General features: G+C 62.5%; 6 protein-coding genes and 1 tRNA gene. All 7 read left to right on the top strand.

Features of this window, described 5'->3' with window-relative positions:
- Positions 1-23 precede the first annotated feature (23 nt).
- Positions 24-452, top strand: coding sequence for a 3D domain-containing protein (locus tag G584_RS0110010; RefSeq protein WP_028494510.1), 429 nt, complete (start codon positions 24-26; stop codon positions 450-452).
- A 28-nt stretch (positions 453-480) separates the two neighbouring features.
- Entirely contained in the window at positions 481-1602 is a 1122-nt protein-coding gene (locus G584_RS0110015) for an ABC transporter permease (RefSeq protein ID WP_028494511.1), read from the top strand.
- A gap of 40 nt (positions 1603-1642) precedes the next feature.
- Positions 1643-1717, top strand: a tRNA-Thr gene (locus G584_RS0110020).
- Between the two features lie 214 nt (positions 1718-1931).
- Entirely contained in the window at positions 1932-2345 is a 414-nt protein-coding gene (rpsL, locus tag G584_RS0110025; protein WP_028494512.1) for a 30S ribosomal protein S12, read from the top strand.
- 7 nt (positions 2346-2352) lie between these two features.
- Positions 2353-2823: a 30S ribosomal protein S7 gene (rpsG, locus tag G584_RS0110030; RefSeq protein ID WP_028494513.1), complete on the top strand. Its 471-nt coding sequence runs from the start codon at positions 2353-2355 to the stop codon at positions 2821-2823.
- Positions 2824-2826: 3 nt separating this feature from the next.
- Positions 2827-4902: an elongation factor G gene (gene fusA, locus G584_RS0110035; RefSeq protein WP_028494514.1), complete on the top strand. Its 2076-nt coding sequence runs from the start codon at positions 2827-2829 to the stop codon at positions 4900-4902.
- Between the two features lie 55 nt (positions 4903-4957).
- Positions 4958-6176 (top strand): elongation factor Tu (tuf, locus tag G584_RS0110040; protein WP_028493568.1); only part of this gene is annotated, 1219 nt, incomplete at its 3' end.

Raw genomic sequence — 6176 nt, forward strand, 5'->3', positions numbered from 1 at the left:
TGACCCGCATACTCAAGGGCGCTATGCGGGGTTTGCTGATCTTGCTCTTCTCTGCCCTGGCCGTTGCCGGGGCCTGGGCCCAGATGGCGGGCCAGAAGACCATGGTCCTCGAGGCCACCGCCTACACCTCCAGCGTGCGGGAAACCGACTCCACTCCCTTTGTCACCGCCACCGGCATGCGTGCTCGCCTGGGGGTTCTGGCGGTGAGCCCGGACCTCCTCAAGGTTTTGCCCTACGGCACCAAGGTGCGCCTTAGGGACCTGGGTTCCGTGTACGGCCGGGGCCGGGGGCAGTTTGACTACCTTTTCCGGGAGCGTATCTTCGTGGTGGCCGACGTGATGCACCCTAGGATGCGGGGGAAGGTGGACGTCTGGCTTCCCGACCGGGCCACGGCCCTGCGTTTTGGCCGCAGGATCGTGGAGCTGGAGGTGGTGGAATATCCCAGGCGCTAAGGGTCCTGGGTTTCCTTATTCTTAGGGCGTGCGCTTTGCCCTCTTCCTGGCCCTGGCCCACCTTCGGCGTAGACCCCTGCAGACGGGGCTGGCCCTTTTAGGGGTAGGGGTGGGGGTGGCGGTCCTCCTCGCCGCCCTTTCCCTCACCAATGGCTTTGTCAGCGGCCTGGTGCGGGCCACCTTGAAGGCCTATCCCCACCTGGTCCTCTTCAGCTTAAGCGAGGAGCTTCCTCCCTTTCCCAGAGGGGAACATCCGGAGGTGGAAGCCTACGCACCCTTCGCTGCCACCAAGGCGCTTTTAACCCGTCCGGCGGAGGGCGCCAGGGGTCCTGGGGTGGACTTCGCCACCCTGGTGGGCTTGGGCGTGGGAGGTGAGGCCCTCTATCCCGATCTCGGGCTAAGGTTGGAACCCGGGGGCATTTACCTGGGCTCGGCCCTGCAACAGTCCCTGGGAGCCTTTGTGGGGGATAGGCTCTACGCCATGTCCGCCACCCAGGAGCGGGTGGAGCTAAGGGTCTTGGGGGCGTTTCGCACGGGAAACTACCTCTTGGACTCCGCCTATGCCTTTGTGGATCTGAAAACGGTGGAGAGGCTTTCCGGCATACGGGCCCAGGGGTACCAGGTGCGCCTTAAGGACCCCTGGCGGGCCAAGGAGATAGGGGTGGTCCTTGCGGGCACTCGCTTTTTTCCCCAGGCCTGGCAGGATACCCAGCGCACCCTTTTGGAGCAGCTTTCCCTGCAGAAGCGGGTCCTGGGCATCCTGATCTTCCTGATTGTGGCGGTGGCCGCCTTGGGGGTGGCCAACCTTCTGGTGCTTAAGGTGGTGGAGAAGACCCCGGAGATCGCCCTGCTTCGGGCCATGGGAGCCTCGAGGCTCACTGTGGGAATGGTCTTCGCCCTGGAAGGGGTTTTTCTGGGGATTGGGGGGGTTCTTCTGGGCAATCTCTTGGGGTATCTTCTTTGCCTCTACCTTTCCCTTCGCCCGGTGAACCTTCCCGGGGAGCTTTACTTCCTCACCCACCTGCCCGTGGAGATGCGCCTTTCCGACTTCCTTCTGGTGAGCGCCGCGAGCCTTTTCGCCACCTTCCTTTCCGCCCTTCTTCCCCTGTTCCGCGCCCTCGGAGTCCAGCCCGGCGTAGTCCTAAGGTAGTTGCCAAGAAGGGCCTCCTGCCCTAGACTCTTTAGGGCGGGCCGGTGTAGCTCAGCGGTAGAGCAACCGCCTCGTAAGCGGTAGGCCGCCGGTTCGAATCCGGCCACCGGCTCCAGGCCAAGTTCATCCCTTTCCGCCCCGCCGGCTGGCGGGGTTTTGCTTTGCCTCGCTTGCCAAAACGCCTCTTGCCCTGTACACTAGTCAAGTTGAGGGCCCTCAGGGCCAGCCCCCTGGCCCTGAGGGTGCTGCCCTGTGTGGGCGAACGCCAGGGGGAGGGTTTTCCCCTGGGTGGATCTTGAGAACACGGGGGCAAGTCCAAGAAGAAGGGAGTGGTGGCACTGCCGACGATCAACCAGCTAGTCAGAAAGGGCCGCGAGAAGGTCCAGAAGAAGAGCAAGGTTCCGGCCTTGAAGGGAGCGCCCTTCCGCCGGGGGGTGTGCACCGTGGTGCGCACCGTGACCCCCAAGAAGCCTAACTCCGCCTTGCGTAAGGTGGCCAAGGTGCGCCTTACCTCCGGGTACGAGGTGACCGCCTACATTCCTGGCGAGGGGCATAACCTGCAGGAGCACTCTGTGGTCCTCGTCCGGGGTGGTCGTGTTAAGGACCTGCCGGGTGTGCGTTACCACATCGTGCGTGGGGTTTACGACGCCCAGGGTGTGAAGGACCGCAAGAAGAGCCGCTCCAAGTACGGAACCAAGAAGCCCAAGGAGACCAAGGGCGCGGCCCCGGCCAAGAAGAAGTAGGTGAACTATGGCGCGGAGAAGAAGAGCAGAGGTACGCCAACTGCAGCCTGACCTGGTCTACGGGGATGTGGTGGTGTCGGCCTTCATCAACAAGATCATGCGGGATGGCAAGAAGAACCTGGCTGCCCGCATCTTCTACGAGGCCTGCCGCATTATCCAGGAGAAGACTGGGCAGGAACCTTTGAAGATCTTCAAGCAAGCGGTGGAGAACGTAAAGCCGAAGATGGAGGTGCGTTCTCGCCGCGTGGGTGGGGCCAACTACCAGGTGCCCATGGAGGTCTCCCCCAGGAGGCAGCAATCCTTGGCCCTGCGTTGGCTGGTCCAGGCGGCCAATGCCCGTCCCGAGCGGGGGGCTGCCGTGCGCATCGCCCATGAACTCATGGATGCGGCCGAGGGCAAGGGCGGAGCGGTTAAGAAGAAGGAGGACGTGGAGCGCATGGCCGAGGCCAACCGCGCCTACGCCCACTACCGGTGGTAAGCCATGGCGGTCAAGGTAGAGTACGACTTAAAGAGGCTCCGCAACATCGGCATCGCCGCCCATATCGATGCCGGTAAGACCACCACCACCGAGCGCATCCTTTTCTACACCGGCAAGATCCACAAGATCGGTGAGGTCCACGAGGGTGCGGCCACCATGGATTTCATGGAGCAGGAGCGGGAGCGGGGCATCACCATTACCGCTGCCGTGACCACCTGCTTCTGGAAGGACCACCGCATCAACATCATCGATACCCCGGGCCACGTGGACTTCACCATCGAGGTGGAGCGCTCCATGCGGGTGTTGGATGGGGCTATCGTGGTCTTCGACTCCAGCCAGGGGGTGGAGCCCCAGTCGGAGACCGTCTGGCGCCAGGCGGAGAAGTACAGGGTTCCCCGCATCGCCTTCGCCAACAAGATGGACAAAACGGGGGCCGACCTCTGGTTGGTAATCCGCACCATGCAGGAGCGCCTGGGGGCCAGGCCGGTGGTGATGCAGCTTCCCATTGGCCGGGAGGATACCTTCTCGGGGATCATCGATGTCCTTCGAATGAAGGCCTACACCTACGGCAACGACCTGGGTACCGACATTCGCGAGATTCCCATCCCCGAGGAATACCTGCCCCAGGCCCGGGAGTACCATGAGAAGCTCATCGAGGTGGCCGCCGACTTCGATGAGAATGTGATGCTCAAGTACCTCGAGGGCGAGGAGCCCACCGAGGAGGAGCTGGTGGCGGCCATCCGCAAGGGCACCATCGACATCCAGATCACCCCCGTGTTCCTGGGGTCCGCCTTGAAGAACAAGGGGGTCCAGCTTCTCCTGGATGCGGTGGTGGATTACTTGCCTTCCCCCTTGGACATTCCCCCCATCAGGGGCACCACGCCCGAGGGGGATGAGGTGGAGATCTACCCCGACCCCAATGGCCCCTTGGCGGCTTTGGCCTTCAAGATCATGGCCGACCCCTACGTGGGCCGCCTCACCTTCATCCGGGTCTACTCTGGCACCATCACCTCTGGCTCCTACGTGTACAACACCACCAAGGGCCGGAAGGAGCGGGTAGCCCGGCTTCTCAGGATGCACGCCAACCATCGGGAGGAGGTGGAAGAGCTTAGGGCCGGGGATCTGGGGGCGGTGGTGGGCCTTAAGGAGACCATCACCGGGGACACCCTGGTGGGTGAGGATGCTCCGCGCATTGTCCTGGAGTCCATTGAGGTGCCTGAGCCCGTCATCGACGTGGCCATCGAGCCCAAGACCAAGGCAGATCAGGACAAGCTCTCCCAGGCCCTGGCCCGCTTGGCGGAGGAGGACCCCACCTTCCGCGTTTCCACCCACCCCGAGACCGGCCAAACCATCATCAGTGGGATGGGAGAGCTCCACCTGGAGATCATCGTGGACCGCCTGAGGCGGGAGTTCAAGGTGGAGGCCAACGTGGGCAAGCCCCAGGTGGCCTACCGCGAGACCATCACCCGCCCGGTGGACGTGGAAGGCAAGTTCATTCGCCAAACCGGTGGCCGTGGCCAGTACGGCCACGTGAAGATCAAGGCCGAGCCCCTGCCTCGTGGGTCAGGCTTTGAGTTTGTCAACGCCATCGTGGGTGGGGTGATCCCCAAGGAGTACATCCCTGCGGTGCAGAAGGGCATCGAGGAGGCCATGCAGTCGGGTCCCTTGATCGGTTTCCCCGTGGTGGACGTGAAGGTTACCCTCTACGACGGTTCCTACCACGAGGTGGACTCCAGCGAGATGGCCTTTAAGATCGCGGGCTCTATGGCCATCAAGGAGGCGGTGCAGAAGGGGGATCCTGTGATCCTCGAGCCCATCATGCGGGTGGAGGTTACCACCCCCGAGGAGTACATGGGCGACGTCATTGGCGACCTTAACGCCCGCCGGGGCCAGATCCTGGGCATGGAGCCTCGGGGGAATGCCCAGGTGATCCGGGCCTATGTGCCCTTGGCGGAGATGTTCGGTTACGCTACGGACCTCCGTTCCAAGACGCAGGGTAGGGGCTCCTTCGTCATGTTCTTCGATCACTACCAGGAAGTTCCTAAGCAAATCCAGGAGAAGCTCATTAAGGGTCAGTAGGAATGCTTGGGGGTGGGCCTTTGGGCCTGCCCCACATGCGGAAAGGAGAGCGAAGATGGCCAAGGGCGAGTTTATCCGTACGAAGCCTCACGTGAACGTGGGGACGATTGGGCACGTGGACCACGGGAAGACGACGTTGACTGCGGCGTTGACGTTTGTTACGGCGGCGGAGAACCCGAATGTGGAGGTGAAGGACTACGGGGATATAGACAAGGCGCCGGAGGAGCGTGCGCGGGGGATTACGATCAACACGGCGCATGTGGAGTACGAGACGGCGAAGCGGCACTATTCGCACGTGGATTGTCCTGGGCACGCGGACTACATCAAGAACATGATTACGGGTGCGGCGCAGATGGACGGGGCGATTTTGGTGGTGTCGGCGGCGGACGGGCCGATGCCGCAGACGCGGGAGCACATTTTGCTGGCGCGCCAGGTGGGGGTGCCGTACATTGTGGTGTTTATGAACAAGGTGGACATGGTGGACGATCCGGAGCTTTTGGATTTGGTGGAGATGGAGGTGCGGGATCTTTTGAACCAGTACGAATTTCCTGGGGACGAGGTTCCGGTGATTCGGGGGAGCGCGTTGTTGGCGTTGGAGCAGATGCACCGGAATCCGAAGACGCGGCGTGGGGAGAACGAGTGGGTGGATAGGATTTGGGAGCTGTTGGATGCGATTGACGAGTACATACCCACGCCGGTGCGGGATGTGGACAAGCCTTTTTTGATGCCTGTGGAGGACGTGTTCAGCATTACTGGGCGTGGTACGGTGGCGACGGGGCGGATTGAGCGTGGGAAGGTGAAGGTTGGGGACGAGGTGGAGATTGTGGGTTTGGCTGCTGAGACGCGGCGGACGGTGGTGACGGGTGTGGAGATGCACCGTAAGACGCTGCAGGAGGGGATAGCTGGGGACAACGTAGGTTTGTTGCTGCGGGGTGTAAGCCGGGAGGAGGTGGAGCGGGGGCAGGTGCTGGCGAAGCCTGGGAGCATTACGCCGCACACGAAGTTTGAGGCGTCGGTGTATGTGTTGAGGAAGGAGGAGGGGGGTAGGCACACGGGGTTTTTTTCTGGGTACCGTCCGCAGTTTTACTTTCGGACGACGGATGTGACGGGGGTGGTGCAGCTGCCGGCTGGGGTGGAGATGGTGATGCCTGGGGACAATGTGACGTTTACGGTGGAGCTGATCAAGCCGGTGGCGTTGGAGGAGGGGTTGCGGTTCGCCATTCGGGAGGGTGGGCGGACCGTGGGCGCCGGCGTGGTCACCAAGATCCTAGAGT

The sequence above is a fragment of the Thermus antranikianii DSM 12462 genome (assembly GCF_000423905.1).
Taxonomy (GTDB): Bacteria; Deinococcota; Deinococci; order Deinococcales; family Thermaceae; genus Thermus; species Thermus antranikianii.